This window comes from Flavobacterium sp. KACC 22763 (assembly GCF_028736155.1).
In the GTDB taxonomy this organism is placed as follows: Bacteria; Bacteroidota; Bacteroidia; order Flavobacteriales; family Flavobacteriaceae; genus Flavobacterium.
On sequence record NZ_CP117879.1, the window covers coordinates 2,019,686 to 2,036,822 of the forward strand.

Consider the following 17,137-nt stretch of genomic DNA (forward strand, 5'->3'; position numbering starts at 1 on the left):
CTAAGAACTTCACTAATTAAACCTTACCGCTATGCACCACAATCCAAGGCTCCTGCAAAGTATAATTGACGCTATTCCAATGCCCGTAGGGGTATATGTGGGAGATAATCTTAAAATTGGACTGGCCAATGCCGCTATGATCAAAACCTATGGAAAAGGGAATGATGTTATTGGAAAAACCTACCTTGAGGTTGTTCCAGAAATTGAAAAGCAGCAGATTCTCGATGAGGCGCTAGGCGTGCTTAAAACCGGTACCGCCTTTCATGCCGCAGCCAAAAAAGTAGATCTGGTGATAGACGGCGTGATGACTGAACATTACTTCAATTATAGCTTTATACCCCTCTTTGATCAGAACGGAGAAGTATACGGCGTACTTAATACGGGCACTAATGTGACGGATCTACAGCTTGCCAAACAGGAAGTGCAGCACTCCAATGAAAAACTTAATATGGCCATTGAGAGTTCAGGCATAGGGAGCTACGAAATAGACCTTGCCACAAAAAAAATCAAAACATCGGGAAGCTTCGATGCCATATGTTCCATTTCAGGGGATGCCACCAAAGAAGACTTAATTGCAAAACTGCATCCAGATGACCTCCCGGTGCGAGAAAAAGCGCATAAAGAAGCCGCAACAACTGGAAAAATATGTTACGAAGCCCGAATTTTAAATGATGGCCGCCCACACCGCTGGGCTAAAATCAACGGCAGGATTATCAAGGATGATCATGGCAGCCCAAAAACCATAATTGGCATTGTCCAGGATATCCATGAGCACAGAGAATTTCAGGAAGAATTAAAAAAGCAGGTCGAAAGCCGCACAAATGAACTCAACCGCTCCAACAGAGACCTTATGCATTTTGCCAGCGTGGTGAGCCATGACCTTCGCGAACCGCTGCGAAAAATTAAAATTTTCAATACCCTATTAAGAGATGATATAGAAGGCAGCGCCAATGGCAAATCTGAAAAATACCTTCGTAAAATAGCCCAGTCCGCCCAAAGAATGGAAACTATTATTGAAGGGATCCTGGCTTATTCGACTGTTGATAAAACCCTGCAGCATATCGAAGCCATCAATCTCAATGAGGTTATTGAAAATATAAAAATAGATCTGGAGCTGGTCATAAAAGAAAAAGGCGCTGTTTTAATTGCTTCTGACCTGCCGCAGATTCAGGGAGCGCCGATTCTAATCAGCCAGCTTTTCTATAACCTCCTGCAAAATGCCTTAAAATTTTCAAAAGCGAACCAGCCGCCCAGGGTGATCATAACAAACAGGACAATCCATATTGGCGGGGAAGATTTTGTGCAGATAAAAATAAAGGATAATGGCATTGGAATCGATGACCAGTTCGCTGAAAAGATCTTTACGGCATTTGAAAGGCTGCACTCCAAAGACCAGTACGAGGGAAATGGACTTGGTCTGGCACTGTGCAGAAAAATTGCCGAAAGGCATAATGGAAAAATAACTGCTTCCGGAGAAAAGGGCAATGGGGCGGAATTTACCGTTACCCTGCCTTTAGAACAGAAAGCAAATACCATATAAAATCCAAATATTTTGCATTATTTACTATCCATCACCTGCAATAATATTCTATTTTTGCAGTTTAAAACTGAGCGGCAAAAACAGCCCAGACGCATTCACGCCTGATTGTTTGCAGAGATTAAAAAGATGACGGAAATGAAAAAATTTAAAATTGAAAATGCAGGAAAGAACACCTGGATGGTATCCCACAGCGAGTTTCCGAAATTCACCTGCCTTTTCGAAGATAAAAGATTCAATTACTAGAGAACCATCACCGCGCTTTCCGACCACTCAGGGGATCCAGAGGAAATCCAGCTGCTTGAGAAAATGGAAAAATGTCTAGAGCGGCATAACAAGGGCAAAAATAGACTGATAACGCAGTCAAGAGGCCTTAGAAGTCACCCTCAGAGGTATTCTTTTCCGAAACAAAAAATAAATTTATGGCTGGCCTCAATAAAGCCTTTGCCCAGTGCAGAAAGAAGACTTTCTTTATCACCATCACAAAGCCTGCAAAAGAATTGGGCTTCTGGACATAAAGATCCGCCCCCTTTTCAAAGCTCTCTTCAATATCCAAAGGATGATTCCAGGTGGAGAGCATAACGGCAGGAATATCCTTTAGCTCTTTATCGCCCTTTATTTCTTCCAGCGCCTGCTTGCCCCCCTTAACGGGCATATTGACATCTATAAAAATAATATCGGGATCTGGCTGGGATTTGTCTCTGAGGCTGTCCATGAGCTGCTGCCCGTTTTCAACGGTGGTTACCTCTGAAGGGACCTGGGCCTCATCCAGGGCATCGATGAATAATTCCTGATCGTCCTTATCATCCTCGGCCAGTATAATCTTTACTGGCTCTTTTTCATTCATCCCTTCAGCGGAGGGGCGGGAATTCTCTGAACTTATCATCTTGAATCGGTTATGTGCTTATCAAATGTAGTGCATAAATGCCAAAAAGATTTCAGTCACTCCATAATTTTAAGATAAATAATTTTCAGCCTATAGATCTTTACGGCAGGACACCGCATTTATTGGAGCTGCCTTCAATTTGCGTCAAAAAAGCCAAGGCAGTTTTTTAAAGATTTTTGCCTCGTATAATTTTGTGGCAAAATCATGGCCCAAAGAGTTTTTGAAAGCAGAAAATCCAAAAAAAAAAAAAAAATAAAGCTGCAGGAATCTTGGTTCGAAACTTATACACGTTAATTGCCATTAATGTCTGCTTCTTTAAAATCTATCTTTACCCTACCCAGCGCTGAATGGCAACATGATCAACATGAACTACCCGCATTTTCATGATCTCTTCAACATCTCGATAACTTAAAGCAGACCTAAGCTTAAAATAGACTGACTGTAGAATAATAGACTTTGGATAGCAATGGCCCTTTGCATTCATGGGTTTAAGAATTAAAAAAGGCAATGATAAAACTCAGCTTTAAATGCGACAGAGCCTCAAAATGACTTTTTAAACAAAAAAAAATGACATTCTAAACAAAATACCTCTTTCCAATTCCCAATAATTTTGTCTTATAACTTTTAAAATAAAAAGAAATGAGACCAAACAATTATCAGGGAGCGTTACAGCAGCAGATAGGTTCAGGATTTAACGCAGCATCAACAGCAAGTGATGTAATCAGGGGGATTGACCTTAAAGGCAAAATCATAATCGTAACAGGCGGAAATGCAGGCATTGGGCTTGAAACTGCAAAAACGCTTGCAAATGCTGGAGCTACAGTAATAGTTCCAGCAAGGGACATTGAGAAAGCTAAGATAAACTTAGGGAGCATTGAAAACGTGGAGCTAGAGCCAATGGACATTATGAATCCAGCTTCCATTGATGCATTCGCAGAAAAATTTCTTTCATCGGGCAGACCGCTGCATTTGCTTATAAATAATGCCGGCATTATGTGGGTGCCATTACGCAGAGACAACAGAGGAATCGAATCGCAATTGGCCACTAATTATCTAGGTCAATTTCACTTAACAGCAAAACTATTTCCGGCACTTAAAAAAGCAAACGGCGCAAGAGTAGTCAATGTATCTTCTCTTGGCCATCAAATGGCTCCCTTCAATTTCGAAGACCCTAATTTTCTTCACAGGGATTACGAAACCCTACAGGCTTATGGGCAATCGAAAACGGCAAGCAATTTATTCTCTCTCGAACTTGACAACCGCGCTAAAGCATTCAATGTAAGAGCCTACTCTTTGCACCCAGGTTCCATAGCAGGGACTGAATTAGCCCGAGAAGCTTCCTTGGAGTTGTTTCAAAAAATGGGCTTCTTGGATTCGCAAGGGAATATGCTTCCTGAAGTGGCGGCAAGGTTAAAAACAATCCCGCAAGGCGCTGCCACGACTGTGTGGTGTGCTACAAACGCTGCACTTGACAATATTGGGGGCGTTTATTGCGAGGATGCGGATATTGCTCCATTAGCTTCTGAGCAAAGCATTGGAACAAGTGGGGTCGAGCCTTATTCTTTGGATAAGCCCAATGCTAAAGCATTATGGGATTTAAGCGAAAAAATGACGGGTATAAAATTCCAAATTCCCTAATCAATATCTTAATTAAATTTTGAAAAATGGAAAGTTTTGATGGAAAAATAGCCGTTGCCACAGGTGGCAACAGCGGAATCGGGTATGCAGCGGCAAAGTTGCTTAGAGAAAAAAGGGGCGCAAGTCATTATTACGAGAAGAAGAAAAGAAGCGATTGAAAAAGCTGCCTTAGAATTGGATGCTATTGGAATGATTGCCGACCAATCCAATCTAAAAGTTATCAGTAATCTAGCGTCAGCAGTCCATAAACAGTTTGGCAGAATTGACATACTGCTGATCAATGCCGGAATTACTAGCGTTGCTTCAATTGAATCAACAACAGAAATTTTATTTGACCAGGTAATGCATGTAAATTTTAAAGGCGCTTTTTTTACATTAAGCATGTTTATCCCTTTTTTGAATGATGGGGCATCTGTTGTATTCCTGTCTTCAACATCTGCCAGAATTTCTCCGCCAAATGCATCAGTTTACGCCGCAAGCAAAGCGGCATTAAATGCAGTAATGAAAATAGCGGCAATTGAATTGGCATCAAAAAAAATACGGGTTAACGCAGTGAGTCCAGGGCCCATAGCTACAGAAATCATGGACAAGCTTGGTTTGCATAAGAATTTGGAGAACCAAATGGTCAATAGCCGTCCATTGATGCGTTTTAGCAAGCCGTTGGAAGTGGCAAATTTAATCAGCTACTTGCTAAGCGATCAGGCACTGTTTATTACCGGTTCTGAATTTTTAATTGATGGAGGACAATCTATATAGCAGTAAAAAGGAGGATTCCCACTCCTTTTTATTAAATTAGTCAAACAAAAACTGTTTTTATATGGAACATATCTCTAAATACTTGACATCCGAAATTAAGCTTTCAAGTTATGATGATAAATTATTTAAATCCGATTTGATTTTTGATGACCATATGCTGATTTGGTTTATATCAGGTGAAACAAAAATAATCCAAGCAGACACCACTTTCTATTTTAAAACTGGAGACATTTTCTTAATTCCTAGAAATGTGCTGGCTACAATAATAAATTATCCTAAAAATGGACAGCCGCATAAAACGGTTGTTATGCATCTGTCAATAGAACGCCTGAAAAAATTTTATGACAAGATTGATATAGACAAAAAACATATTGCAGAACAGAAAATATACAGTTTTAAAAACCATCCCCTGTTGGAAAGCTGCTTAAGTTCAGTGATGCCTTATTTTGATTTGAAAGATGAATTTCCTGAGAATATTGCATCGCTGAAAATTACTGAAGCCATTAGCATCCTGAGAGAAATCGATAAAAGTGTGGATAACGTTTTGGCAAATTTCGATCAGCCCGGTAAAGTGGATCTGATAAATTTTATGGAACGCAATTTCATGTTCAATATGCCAATGGAAAGACTAGGCTACTTAACCGGCAGAAGCTTATCGACATTTAATAGAGACTTCAAAAAGCATTTCAATAATACTCCTCAAAAATGGCTGACTGAAAAGAGACTGCAGCTGGCATACTACCAACTGTCAGAGAAAAGAAAAAAACCGACAGAAGTTTATCTTGAGGTAGGTTTTGAAGACCTTTCCCATTTTTCCTTTGCCTTTAAAAAAAAATACGGCATAGCGCCTACCCAATTGCTTTAAAGAAAATCCGAAGCAAAAGTTTCGGGTTCTCTGTTTTGCATTTTACATCAATCCCTAACAGGGCATTTAAACCAAATTCACAAGGCCAATTAAAGACAGACACTACATATAATAAGCCAATATCTTCAAATCTTCCATAAAATGATGCGAAATTTATCCATTTGGGGTCGCTATTTAAAATAAAATTAAGTTAGCGGGAACAGAACTCCAACCATCACCTTACCACTCTTATTAAACCATCAGCAATCGAATAACTATCAAATTATATCTGCCGATAAAATCAACCGCACTATTTTCCCAACTTCCCTCTCGCCGGCCAAAACAAAAACAAAATAAAAATTAAAATCAATCTGCAAGAAAAGAAAAGAAAAGAAAAGAAAAGAAAAGAAAAAGAAAACACATAACTAACTAACTAACTAACTAACTAACTAACTAACTAACTAACTAACTAACTAACTAACTAACTAACTAACTAACTAACTAACTAACTAACTAACTAACTAACTAACTAAAAGCTTAAAAAAGAATTTAATAATCTCCCCTATAAATAAAGAGGCATTCCGGCCCTATTTCCAGTCACCGGCCAAAGCACAGCATATAACACTGATTTCCATTAGATTGAAATCCATTCTTCACGCATTTGCCCTTGTAAAATCACATTTTATTCTCATGGCCCAATTTGCAGCGCTAATGTGAGGCAAAAGCATTTTTAAGGCTTATTTAAAGGCAAAATAGAACAAGAGACGACCTTGCGGTCGTCTCTTGTTCTATTCAACAATTAAGATTCAATATTCTTTTTCAGTCAGTTAAGCGGTTAAATTATAAGAACACCCAATCTGCACCACTACCATTATTGCGCAACTTCTTCAAAATCTCCCGGCTTCCAAGTGCCGTTAAACGCTCCTGCTTCCGGTCCATAGATGCGGATGTAAGCAAACCATCCCCTATTTGGAAGTGTTTTTATCCATTGCCCCTCTTTTCCTGCAGGAGCTTTGGGTCCGAAGTACAGATCAACGCTCTGGCCTCCTATCTTGTCTTTTAATTCAAACAAAGAGCGAAGCGCCGCTTTGTTTTGATCTGTAGCGACCTGACTTCTCGTTAAGGCATCGTAAATAGTAATAGACCAGAATAATTTTGCCGGAACAGGGGTTGGAACTGTCAATTTATAGGTTTTGCTCCCATCGACATATTTGCCTTCTGCATCTTTAAGCCCTAACCAGTATAATGAGCCGGAACCTTCTTTTCTTCTAAACATGGATGGCGAAGCTCCAATTGCCTGATAAAACCATGTTTCGCGGCCGTCAAGATCCACATAATCCGGCGTATTGAAATCGCCATCTTCAAATCGGAGCGCCACCCATTCCCACTGGCGGCCTTTCCACACGATACGATCAGGCCGCCTGTCAGCAAAGGACTGCACGCGCATCTGGGCATTGGCAATTTTAGCCGCTTTCTCAAGTATTGCCTTTAATCTTGCGTCAGGCTTAAAAGGCTGCCCTTTTTTAATTCCCAAAACTGCCAGCTCACCGTAATAGTTTCTGTAGCCTTCATAAACGGGTTCACGCTGTATTACGTCATTTAAATTTTCCCAATATTGTATATTGTTTTCCCATGCAACGGGCGTAGTATTTTGAGGTTTATCCGTAAGATCAAGCCAAGCAGGCTCTTTCCAATCTGCAGCCTTGTTTAGCGGATACACTCTTACCGTTTTGATTCTTTCCAGTGCGGCCTTTACATTACCGCCGACAGGAAGCGAACGGATGCCTACCGTGAGGTTATTGGACGAGGACTTCCAGACATGATAGCCTGAAGATGGTGTAGCGCCTTTGTAGCCTGGGGGCAAAAGCAGGTGCTTTCCCCCATTGCCGGCATCCGGTCCCGGAATTCCCATATCTGCCACCCAGCGCTGGTTGACATCCATAGCCACCACAATAAGGGGGCCTTTTGGAATATCTATAATCATTGGGCCTTTCGATAAATCAATGGGAATGGGCCCATAAGGCGTGTCTGAATTGAGCGTGAAACCTATCTGTCCCGGTTTTGTATCTAAAGTTCCGAATGATCTGTTTGGGATAATTCTAATGCTGTCATTCCCCTTAACCAATCCCTCCCCAGAAACAGTGGGATAGAAAAATTTATATGCCTGTATGGCACGGGTAAGGTCCGCATCGTCATATGCTTTTTTAATAGCTGCTTCTGTGGGATAGCCGCCAACAAATTCATAATCTGAAGCCGATCCATTAGAAACAGCAGATTCTTTGATGCCCTCTGCATCTTTTTTACAGCCGGCCAGAACTAAAACCAAGAAACAGATATAAATTAATCCTTTCATACAAAATGATTTAATAATAAGTTAAACTTCCTAACATTGCCAAAGTTATGGCCTCCATCAATCTAAATTTATTCCAAAGCCCTAAATTCGGTTTCAAATTATAATTTGAAACAAAGTTTTGCCATGCAGATAAAAAATATGGCCGCATTAGCCAATTAAACGCATTAATGCAATTCTCAAAAATATCTTCAGTTCATATTCTTCAACACTGAAGGCTTTTTTGTTATGCATGAACTATTGCCTTTTTATACCAGCACATGTATAAAGCACAGGGATATAAATCAAAAATGAACCAGCATAACATTTTTTTATGCTGCTGCCGTTATAAATCCCTGACTGGAGCTTCCTTGGCTTTTGCCGCAAAAATCAAAAGCGTCTTAAATAAAAATTTTAATGGAAGGAAGCTTGTTTTTTCCTGCAGCAATATCCTAATGCAGTTGAGCTCTAGACAATCGTTTGCAGCGGCATATTCCTTTTATCGGCAAAAAAATATTTTTTTCATCATCTTTTACCTTATATTTGCCGATAACGGAATCATACAAAAACATGAAATATCTTTCAGTAGTAGAATTTGCAAAAAAACTGAATCTGTCTGAAAGGACAGTTCGCAATTATTGCTCTACAGGGAAATTAAAAGGGGCGTTCCTAACCGGTAAAACTTGGAATATTCCTGAAGATGCAGTAATCCCTAAAAAAGAAAATAGAAAAGCAGGTGCAAATATTTTATTGGACATTCTAAAAGAACAAAAGAATATGAAGCTGAAAGGCGGCATCTATCACCGGACACAAATTGATTTAACCTATAATTCAAATAAAATTGAAGGAAGCAGGCTGACTCATGACCAGACAAGATATATTTTTGAAACCAATACCATTGGAGCATCCAAAGAAAGTGTCAGTGTAGATGACATTATTGAAACTTCCAATCACTTTCGATGCATCAATTTTATTATTGAAAAAGCAAATAATAAGCTCACAGAATCCATTATAAAAGAACTCCATTTTTTATTAAAGTCCGGAACTTCCGATAGCGGAAAAGATTGGTTTAATGTTGGGGAATATAAAAGAATGCCCAATGAAGTTGGAGGCAATGGAACCTGTCACCCTAAAGAAGTTTCTCAAAAGATGAAAGAACTGCTGGCGGATTACCATGCGATTAAAGATAAAAATATCCAGGACATCATTGATTTCCATTATAAATTCGAAATCATACATCCTTTTCAGGATGGCAATGGCCGTGTGGGAAGGCTAATTATTTTCAAGGAGTGCCTAGCCAACAATATAGTGCCATTCATAATAGATGAACAGCTTAAGCTTTTCTATTACAGAGGGCTCCAGGAATGGGCTAATGTAAAAGAATATCTGATGGATACCTGCCTTACGGCGCAGGATAATTACAAATCGGTTCTTGACTATTTTGAAATACAATACAAATAAAAGAACAGGACAAATCAATCCATCTAACAAATAAAACACTTATATCTGCAGCATAAAGAAAAACAGCAAAATACAAGACAAACACCTAAAAAACAAAAAGTTAAACATTAACTTTTAACGATTTTATCTTCATCGCAAAATCGTGGCATTCAAGTTTGTAAAAATTATAAACGCAGGATGCATGCCATTATAAAACAAAAAAAACAGCCCGAAGGCTGTCTTATTTTTCATCCGATATTACTATAAATATCTGATTTTCTGCAAATATCAGATGCAATAATTAACCACCAACGCATCTGGTACATTACCAAGAAAATGAAGGATGGATCAGGTGCAAAAGTTGGGGATTATGCAAAAAGATTGGACAGCTAAAGGTCTTTTTCTATCAGTGAAGATTTTCCAATACGTCAATCTCTTCGTTTATAGAACTCCCAATTTCCATTTCACTATAATTCCCTTTATTGTTCACTAATCAAGGATCTCTAAATTTCTATTTCATTTCCCATTAATGGAACATTGCATTTAAAATGATACTCATCCTGAATTCTAATTCGCAGTTCATCTGCCGGAATGCTTTCCCCATGTACAAGGTAGATGCACTTAGGAATGTTTTTAAGTGCAGAGAGCCAGTTTATAAGATCCTTTTGGTCTCCATGCGCAGAAAGTCCCTCTATCTGAAAAATTTTGGCTTTTACGTTATAGTAATTTCCATATATTTTAATTTCATCTGCTCCTTCCAGAAGTTTTCTTCCGCGGGTTCCTTCTGCCTGATATCCAACAAAAATAACAGTTGTTTTTTCATTGCTTATATAATGCTCAAAGTACGACAATACTCTTCCGCCTGTGGCCATGCCGCTTGCCGCAATAACCACCTTAGGCTGAGGATCTTCAATTATGCGCATAGTCTCCTTAAACTCAGAGACAATAGAGAACATTTTACTCATTTCATGACAATCGCCGGCAGAAAGTTTATGCCATTTCAAATTTTCTAAAAACACATGCAGTGCATTAGCCCCCATTGGAGTATCCAGTATATAAGAGACATCAGGAATTCTTCCTTCTTTTTTAAGCTGCCACAATAGAAGCATTACCGATTGTGCTCTCTCTACAGCAAAGCCGGGAATTATCACAGTTCCTTTTTGCTTGATAGCTGCATTGATTAATGTTTCCAGTTCTTCTTTTACATCTACATCGGGATGAAGCCGATCTCCGTAAGTGCTTTCCAGAAATAGATAATCGGCAAATACGGGTTTTGTTGGCGCAAACATCAACACATCATCATCTCGTCCTATATCGCCAGAAAACACAAGCGTTTTCCCCTCAAGAGTCAGTCTAATACTGCAGGCGCCGATGATATGTCCTGCATTTTCAAAAACAGCCGTGATATCATTTGCAATAGGCACTACTGTATTTGGTTCTATATCTTCAAAAAAGGGAATAACAGCCTGAGCTTGTTCTAATGTATAAAGCGGTTCTGCATTTGCATGTTTTGAATACTGTTTTTGATTTGCTCTGCTGGCTTCTTCCTCCTGAATTTTAGCGCTATCAATAAGAACTAATTTTGCTATAGATTTTGTTGGACCGGTACAATATATTTTACCTGTAAAACCCTGAGCTATTAGTCGAGGAAGCCAGCCGCAATGATCCAGATGGCCATGAGTAAGAAGAACATAATCTATAGCAGAAGGCAAAATGGGTAAGGGCTCCCAATTGAGTTCTCTAAGCGGCTTAAGCCCCTGAAAAAGGCCACAGTCAACAAGTATTCTAAATCCGTCAGTTTCTAACAGGGTTTTTGAACCAGTTACAGTTCCTGCACCTCCAATAAATTTTACTTTCATTTTAAAAATGTTTACAAATTTGTGACGCTTCGTGCAATGTGTTTTTAACTCGGTTTTCACTAAGTCCTATTTTATAAAGGCTTTGAGGGCCATCAATAATATCTTTTACAAGTATCTGATCCAGAATAAGCAATTTTTCCTTTTCAGCTATTGATAATGTTGTGAGACAGGTAATGGGATAAAGAGCTCCTTTGTCTATTTTATTTTTGAGATTGTGTTCTGGCGGATAATCCCAGCTTAAAAGCGAAATACCGCTGCAATTGGCAAAATCCTGTGCATCTTTAGTAAAACGATTATTAGTTACTATGATACAGGAACTGATAACTTCGCTGTTAGAAAAAATAATATGTTTTTTCGCTTTAAGGTCATTAAAACGAGATAGTATATACATTGGCACTTTTACATCTGAAGAGCCTTCTTTACCGCCATGAAATTTACATTCAACCATACTTATCATATTGTTCTTCATGATAGCTATGTCTATTTCATGCGATACGCATTTTCCCTGCAGTGTTAGATTTATTTTCGTTTTAAATCCGTCTGCTGCATACAATCTGGAAACAAACTTTTCAAAGAAAAAACCAGCGGGCCCAAGCATTTGCAAAGCTAGTCTGATATTGTAACGAGCTGCATGTCCGCTTGATGCTTTCTTTAAAGCGGCAAATGCTAATTTATAGATTTCTTTGGTGGTTATGCCATCATACATTTGCTTTTCTATTTCAGCTAATGATTCTTTTATGAGATCAATGCCTGCCCCAGACTTTTTAAGAGAAAGCTCTAATTTATCTTTATCAAAAGGCACTTTATATCCTGAGTGTTTTATTATTTTCATAATAGCTAAGGAATTCATTTTAACTGAAAAAGAGAGTAAATAACATCTCATTTTTTTTTTGGAGAAGCTCTGAGCTGAAGCTGCATTGCATTAATCAATATTCTGCAAATTTAATTTAACATAAATATACTATAATAATATTAGAGTTGCATCCAATTTTGCCGCAAAAACAAGGTGATTTTGAGGAAAATAGTAAAAAAGCCAACGAGTTGCTTTTTTTTATAGAATTTTAAAGATTGGAAGCAATAATACTTTCTATATTTATAGCTATGAAGAAGCATTACCGGTCTTCTTCCAGCTGTTGTGCAGCTCCAAGCAGGGTATCTCTTATTTTATGGAACAGACTTCTTATCATTTCTTTATCTTTATCTTTATCTTTATCTTTATCTTTATCTTTATCTTTATCCTCACTGCTGATCTGCTCCAAAACTTTAATTTCCTCAATAATGCTAAAAATCCCCATGCTTTCAATGCTTGGCCTGATCTTATGCATTATCTGGCTCAGAGCTGAAAAATCACCTGAAGATATCGCTTTTTCCGCATTTGGAACCTCCTCTTGGATCTGATCAATAAAAACTCTAACCATCTTTTCAATAAACTCAGCATTTCCCCTGCTTATGGATTCCAGATTTTTAAGGGTATAGAGTTTCTCATTTTCTCGCGGCCCCAAACCGCCGGCAATGCCTTCCTGCCGAACTATGTGCCTAGAAATAGTTTCAATCAGGTCAAACTCTTCAAAAGGCTTGGTAATGTAATCGTTCATTCCCGCACTTCTGCATCTGTAGACTTCGCTTTTGAAAGCGCTGGCGGTAAGGGCAATCACCGGTGTCTGCAGCTTCAATTCTTCCCTTATTTTTACTGTTGCCTCAATGCCATCCATTTCAGGCATCTGAACATCCATCAATATAATATCGAAACTTTTATTTTTCAAAATTTCCAGGGCCTCCAGTCCATCAGCAGCTTCAGTGACAATGCAGTCAAAGTACTTCAGTGAATTGATGACAACCATCCTGTTGATGACATTGTCTTCAACCAGCAGAACGCTTATGCCGGAAATGTCGACATTGATTTCATTTTCGGCCTTTCTGATGGCATTGATATTCCCCTTTTCCAAATCAATTACAAAACTGATCTCTGTGCCTTCCCCCTTTCTGCTTTTAACCTTAATTTCGCCTTTCATGAGCTGAATCAGCTCTTTTGTAATGGCCATTCCCAGTCCGGTTCCGCCAAATTTCCGGTTAGCCGCTTTGTCTTCTTGAGAGAATTTATTGAATATTTTCTCTGCAAAACTCTGTTCCATTCCTATTCCCGTATCGATTACCGCTATTTCCAGGCTTTGAAAATTTTCAGCATCCTTCAGCACTTCGCATTTTAGGGTTATTCCTCCCCTGCTGGTAAATTTTAAGGAGTTTCCGATCAGGTTAAACAGTATCTGCTCGAGCCTTAATATATCGCCTTTGAGTATTTTGTGGACATCTTTGGAAATCTGCCTGCTTAACTTCAGCCCCTTTTTCTTTGCCAATGGCCCAAGCACATTGGCGACATTTGCGATCACCTTCTCAAAAACAAAGTCTTCTATTTCCAGCGACATCTCGCCTGCTTCGATTTTTGAGATATCAAGAATATTGTTTATGATAGACAGCAGATGTTTGGATGCTACAGCGCTGTTTTCCACATATTTTTTCTGCAGATCGGTCAGCGGCTGCCTTTGCAGCTCTCTCAAAAAGCCGATTATGCCATTTAGCGGCGTTCTTATTTCATGGCTCATATTGGCTAAAAAAGCCTCTTTAGCCTTTGAGGCGCGTTCGGCCTTCATTTTTTCCTTCTCAAGTTCAATCTCCATCTGCTTCTGCTCGGTAATATCCAAATGAATGCCGATTGATCCAACCAGATTCCCTTTGTCATCGTAATTGGGCGCTCCACCTATTGCCCACCACCTGAGCTCTCCTCCTTTATTTCTCACAGGCATCTGATAAACATCCGATACGCCTTTTTCCCTTAATTTTTTTTTAGCTTCCAATTTTTCTATATTATCGCCGAATGCAAAAGTTTCGGAAGCCCTTAAGCCGATTAGCTCCTTGCCTTCAAACCCTGACATATCGGCAAAACTTTGATTGGCATATCTGATCACGTCATCATTATCGACTTCTATCAGCCCCAGATTCATATTGGCTATAATATTTCGATACTTCTCCTCTTGAAGCTTTAATTTGGATTCCGTTTTTTTCCTTTCAGAAATATCCTGCATGAAAGAGCAGAAGAAAACCTCCCCGTTCTGTTCTAAGGGTATTATCGAAACTTCCACGGGAAACTCATATCCGGCCTTATGTAATGCGGGAAGCTCAATCTGTTTATTTAAGACAGGGCCATCACCTGCCGCGAGATAACGCTTTAAGCCTCTTACATGCTCTTGGCTGTGCCGTTTAGGTATTATGGTATCATTTAATGTTTTGCCTAAAACCTCTTCCTTCCTCCATCCAAAAATAATCTCTGCCTGGCTGTTCCAAAAAGTTATTTTTCCCGATGTATCAATGGTCACTATCGCATTGAGCGACGAGTTCATGATAATGCGGTTGCGCTCCTCGCTCTGTTTGAGCAGATTTTTGCTCTTTGTGCTCTGCGTCACATCGTTGGATTTCCAGAGATCGCCAATGCATTCATTCTCCATCATTATGGGTATGTAATCGCGCTCAAAAAAGCGGTTGTCCACTGTTTCAAGTATTTCTCCGGTGACAATTTCTTTGCGAAGCAAAATTTCATCTATCCTCCTTCTGTAGGCTTCTGCGTCTTTAAACAGCAGCTGGGCATCATCTATATATTCACTGGACTTTTTCCCAATCATTTCATCAGGCAGAGCCTTAATGCCGCGCATATCGCATAAATGCTGGTTAACAAACAAAATGGTGCCGCTGCTGTCCTCAACTAAAATTCCCGACTGCAGGTTTTCCAATAATGCCTTTAAAAACTGTGCGGTCTGCACTAATTTTTTCTCCGTTTCCTTTCTTTTTGCAATCTCCTCACCTAAATATTTTGAAATAAAAAGAAGATCGTTCTTTTCATCTTCTTTAATAGATACATACCTCTGGTCCAGCTCATTTAGGCTTTTATACAAATTTAGAATTGACAGCTGTTTTAAATTGTACTCATTTCTTAAATTCTGATGCACCTCGTTATACTCCTTTTCGCTTTCCTGGAAAGAATGATCCATTAGGTCCTTATCCCTTTCGAAAGATAAATACGAATCATTAACCGACTTTATAAAGGATTGGAAAGATGGATTGTCCTGCAGCTCGGCAGGCAGATTTTTATTTATCTGCCTCTGCAAAAGTTTATGAAGCTCCATAGCTAATTCATTTCATTAATGCAGGTTATGGTCATGGTCTGATTATGCAGTATGCAGTCTCCAAATGGCTTTAAGGGAGAAATTTCCCCATATGAATAAAATCCTGCAATAGCGGTATTGCCAAAAATCTCTGACACCGCTTCAACTTCTTCATCGATTCTGGATCCCAAAATTAATTTTCTGCCGACGCAGCTGATTAAAAGAGCCAGCTTAGGATTAAAGCTATTAACCTGCAGACAGGACAAAGCGGCTTCACTTGCCGCATCTATAAGGCGGTCAAAATTAGCTTTCATGAACCGCACCCTGCTGCCTGTCGGAACATCGCCCGCAAAAGTCATGGTTTGATTTTTCTCATCTATTGACAGGATGGTTCTAACAATAGGCTCATCTGTCCCGTCAATTTTAATTGACAGTGGAAAAAGAAGTGCCGAACCCGGCAATTCTTCAGCATATTTCCCTAAATAAATTTTGTAGAGATCCAATACGTTTCTCCCGTCGATTTCATATAGAACATTCCCTTCCGCTTTTGTAACCAGCCTCTCGAGCCCGAAACTTTCCCATCCCCCTAATGAGCCATGTGAAACCAAGAGTTTCTCGCCATAGAATCCGATGGCTATTATCTTACCCTGTTCCGGCATTCTATTCAACCCGACGATTGTTTTTTCAAATTTTGCTCCATCGCCAGCCAGACCGCCTACAATTAGCACCTGCTCCTCTTTCACCGAATTCATTCCGTTTGCCAGCTCGCTCCCATTCACCTTTCCTCCATCGGAAAGTATGAGAACCAATTTTAAACGATTCTGGCTAAACTTCCTTATCAGCGAAGAACCTGCCTGAAAACTATTCTCAAAATCTGCTATATCAACTTCGCAGGTCTTAATTTGAGTCGAAGAAAATTTAATTGCTGTGAGGCTTATGGTATTGTCCAGCACTTCGTTCCCATAAATTTCACCGGCTGAAGAGCATAAGACCAATTCCGAAGATGGGAATCTCTTCCTCAACTGGGTGAAAATTTTTCCATCTGCCAATAAATCCCTTGAGCCAAAGCCTAAAACCAGGTCGCAGTCAGCGAAATCTAAACTATCATTATTGAATTCTTTCTTGAAAGAATTTTCTTCAAATAAAATGGCGGCTGTTTTCATTTAAATCACTTTTAGTTTGACTGATTTGAATTAAGTTATAAATCTCTTCAAGGCCGTTTTAGCGTATTACTGCTTTTTCAGGCTATCAAGCATAATTTTCGAAGCATGCTCCTTTTAGCGCCTTATTTTTAGTCAGGAAAAGATCCGTTTTCATTTCTGCCGCCAAAAAGTGAGCCTTCAGCAGTAGCGGCGTTTTTTTTCATACATTGAGCAGGGCCAAATCTATAGCCAACTTAAGTTCTCCGGCATTTCCTGATATATATATATATATTCGAATAATTTTCTTTATCTATAGTTTCTCAAAAAAAGAAGCATCTTCAAAAAAAAAAACGAACACGCTCATCTTCAGTTATATATATTTTCATCACACTAAAATACAAAAAAATCCTACATGTTTGCCGCTTAAACGAAAAATATTGCATTTCATCGAGGTTTTATAAGATCTTAAACATAAATCAAGAAAAATTGGCGAATCATTCTTTATAAGGCAAAACTTCATTATTATAGAAATTAGACATAAAAAAAGCCTAT

General features: G+C 39.1%; 11 protein-coding genes. 5 read left to right on the forward strand and 6 right to left on the reverse strand.

All coding sequences use genetic code 11. The features are described from left to right. Positions 1–31: 31 nt before the first annotated feature. Positions 32–1,540, forward strand: a complete 1,509-nt coding sequence (locus PQ463_RS08415; protein ID WP_274257229.1) for a PAS domain-containing sensor histidine kinase — start codon at positions 32–34, stop codon at positions 1,538–1,540. 370 nt (positions 1,541–1,910) lie between these two features. Here the strand turns inward: PQ463_RS08415 and PQ463_RS08420 are convergent, their stop codons facing one another. Next, positions 1,911–2,423 carry a response regulator gene (locus PQ463_RS08420; protein ID WP_274257231.1) on the reverse strand — a complete coding sequence of 171 codons (513 nt, stop codon included), beginning with the start codon at positions 2,421–2,423 and terminating at the stop codon, positions 1,911–1,913. 639 nt (positions 2,424–3,062) lie between these two features. Between PQ463_RS08420 and PQ463_RS08425 the strand changes: the two genes are divergently transcribed. From PQ463_RS08425 to PQ463_RS08435, 3 genes are all read left to right on the forward strand, one after another. Beyond that, entirely contained in the window at positions 3,063–4,061 is a 999-nt protein-coding gene (locus PQ463_RS08425) for an SDR family NAD(P)-dependent oxidoreductase (protein ID WP_111375729.1), read from the forward strand. Positions 4,062–4,145: 84 nt separating this feature from the next. Beyond that, a complete protein-coding gene (locus PQ463_RS08430; RefSeq protein WP_337992885.1) occupies positions 4,146–4,817 on the forward strand; it encodes an SDR family oxidoreductase in 672 nt (223 codons plus the stop codon). Positions 4,818–4,878: 61 nt separating this feature from the next. Continuing rightward, positions 4,879–5,682 carry a helix-turn-helix domain-containing protein gene (locus PQ463_RS08435; RefSeq protein ID WP_111375728.1) on the forward strand — a complete coding sequence of 268 codons (804 nt, stop codon included), beginning with the start codon at positions 4,879–4,881 and terminating at the stop codon, positions 5,680–5,682. An 850-nt stretch (positions 5,683–6,532) separates the two neighbouring features. Here PQ463_RS08435 and PQ463_RS08440 read toward each other — a convergent pair. After that, positions 6,533–8,014 (reverse strand): DUF1254 domain-containing protein, encoded by a 1,482-nt coding sequence (locus tag PQ463_RS08440; RefSeq protein ID WP_274257232.1) that lies wholly within the window; start codon positions 8,012–8,014, stop codon positions 6,533–6,535. A 546-nt stretch (positions 8,015–8,560) separates the two neighbouring features. Here PQ463_RS08440 and PQ463_RS08445 point away from each other — a divergent pair. Beyond that, entirely contained in the window at positions 8,561–9,451 is an 891-nt protein-coding gene (locus PQ463_RS08445; protein ID WP_274257233.1) for a Fic family protein, read from the forward strand. Positions 9,452–9,933: 482 nt separating this feature from the next. Here PQ463_RS08445 and PQ463_RS08450 read toward each other — a convergent pair whose 3' ends face one another. The 4 genes from PQ463_RS08450 to PQ463_RS08465 form a co-directional block, all read right to left on the reverse strand. Then, complete coding sequence (locus PQ463_RS08450; protein WP_274257235.1) at positions 9,934–11,289, reverse strand: MBL fold metallo-hydrolase; 1,356 nt, start codon at positions 11,287–11,289, stop codon at positions 9,934–9,936. A gap of 1 nt (position 11,290) precedes the next feature. Beyond that, positions 11,291–12,121: an ATP cone domain-containing protein gene (locus tag PQ463_RS08455; protein ID WP_274257236.1), complete on the reverse strand. Its 831-nt coding sequence runs from the start codon at positions 12,119–12,121 to the stop codon at positions 11,291–11,293. Between the two features lie 280 nt (positions 12,122–12,401). Continuing rightward, on the reverse strand, positions 12,402–15,464 hold the full coding sequence (locus tag PQ463_RS08460; protein ID WP_274257238.1) for a PAS domain S-box protein: 3,063 nt from the start codon (positions 15,462–15,464) through the stop codon (positions 12,402–12,404). 2 nt (positions 15,465–15,466) lie between these two features. Continuing rightward, positions 15,467–16,606, reverse strand: a complete 1,140-nt coding sequence (locus tag PQ463_RS08465) for an FIST signal transduction protein (protein WP_111375869.1) — start codon at positions 16,604–16,606, stop codon at positions 15,467–15,469. Positions 16,607–17,137 lie beyond the last annotated feature (531 nt).